Source organism: Acidithiobacillus sp. TH-A36 (assembly GCF_057473445.1).
This window is the reverse complement of sequence record NZ_JBYCKP010000503.1, coordinates 1-1,414: the sequence shown is the minus strand read 5'-3', so window position 1 is coordinate 1,414 and position 1,414 is coordinate 1. Positions and strand designations below refer to the sequence as shown.

The following is a 1,414-nucleotide window of genomic DNA, read 5'->3' as shown; positions in this document are numbered from 1 at the left end:
GATTCATCCCGTGGTAGCCAGTATTGCAATCCGGGATGTCTGCGAGCTGCATCATGGTGATCAGCGGAAAAGTCCAGAGCTGAACATTGAAAAAGGTGCTGTTGTGCTGCGCCGTTGTTACTCCATTTCCGACATCGCCGCCCCAGGAACCGGTCCACTGGTTCCCGACCGTCGAACTCGGATCCAGGCTGACACCGCCCAGAACCGGCGAGCAAAAGGGATGGGATACCGCCTCGATCAGCATGGATGGCTGCCAGTATCCAATCTGGATACCAATAGTGGGGAGCTGCAGATGCCGCAAACTTCCGCCACAGATGCAGGTGGCCCCTGAAGCCGCACCATTGGGCACGCCGGAATTACCGCCGAACCAGGTCATACCGGCCACACGCAGCGGGAACATGGCCGACCAGCACACGCCGCCGATCAGCTCCTTAAAAACCCCGGCATCCGGGCACATGGTTGCAACCTGTGCGCCAGAGGCCAGAGCCGGAGATGCAAACAGAAAAGCAGCACTAAAGATCAGTGCTCTTTTCCAGTTCTTTTTCCGTTTTGGATTCAAAGTAATCACTTAGCTTTAGAGAAGTGTGCCGTTTTTTGATAAGTAGGTTTTGGCGCATCGCACCGCATAACGACGCCCGCCTGGTTCACGCGAGAACCTATGCTGTATTCCTGATTCGCGTAGCAGCATTGATGCGCTGGCCGAAACGGATTGCCTCCGCAGGTTGGAGCTGGAGTTCCGGCAACCGCCAGAGCAGAAAATCCCAGGGATAAAACAGCAACCGATGCAAAAACGATGTTCTTGGTAAGCATATCAATCTCCTTCAGAGGTTAATGGTTCTTTTGGAACCGTAATAGACAACACTTTGAAACCAGGGGGACATAACGGGGTTATAGTTATTCCGCATGAACAACCTACTGTTGTTCTGCCTTCCCATTAAGCGAGGCAGAATGCAAAACCAATCGCCCAGCGAATCCTCCAAAGCAATCCTTCAGTTTACCTTCAGTTACTCGGAATCCTGCGTCTGTATCGGCTCTGAGCTTGTCCAGAAAGGCGTCCAGATCATCTCCTTCCTGAGTGCCCGATATACCCTTCCAGACGGGCACGTTTTCTATCACTTCAGCATGAGTCAAGATGTTTACTACGTCTTCGTCTGCGACCGAATAGCCGCCTTTTTCCAAGGCGGCGCAGAGCAGCCTGTAACCGGAAAGCATCATGTTCAGGTAATAATCAGCACCGGGATTGCTTCCCCTGGTCAAAGTTGGAAACATCGCCAAGATTTCTTCTTCTGTATGCGATTTGCTTACAGAGGCATTTTTATCTTCTGCATCCAGTTCAAAAACGATTTTGACTTTGGCGTTTTGCAGAACTCTTTTCAGATCCTCTGGAGAGGTGTTTTCCAGCCCTCTTAAATCG

General features: G+C 51.5%; 3 protein-coding genes. All 3 read right to left on the bottom strand.

What is annotated here, in order from left to right:
• On the bottom strand, positions 1-559 hold a 559-nt coding region (locus AC2VLY_RS12820), incomplete at its 3' end, for a TraU family protein (protein ID WP_486922407.1).
• A gap of 5 nt (positions 560-564) precedes the next feature.
• Positions 565-810, bottom strand: coding sequence for a DUF1496 domain-containing protein (locus AC2VLY_RS12815; protein ID WP_486892764.1), 246 nt, complete (start codon positions 808-810; stop codon positions 565-567).
• Positions 811-912: 102 nt separating this feature from the next.
• The coding region (locus tag AC2VLY_RS12810) for a hypothetical protein (protein ID WP_486922406.1) at positions 913-1,414 on the bottom strand (502 nt) is incomplete at its 5' end.

What these genes read in the sequence shown, in the direction of transcription:
- AC2VLY_RS12815 (WP_486892764.1), bottom strand. Translation starts at nt 810, where the DNA reads ATGCTTACCAAGAACATCGTTTTTGCATCGGTTGCTGTTTTATCCCTG.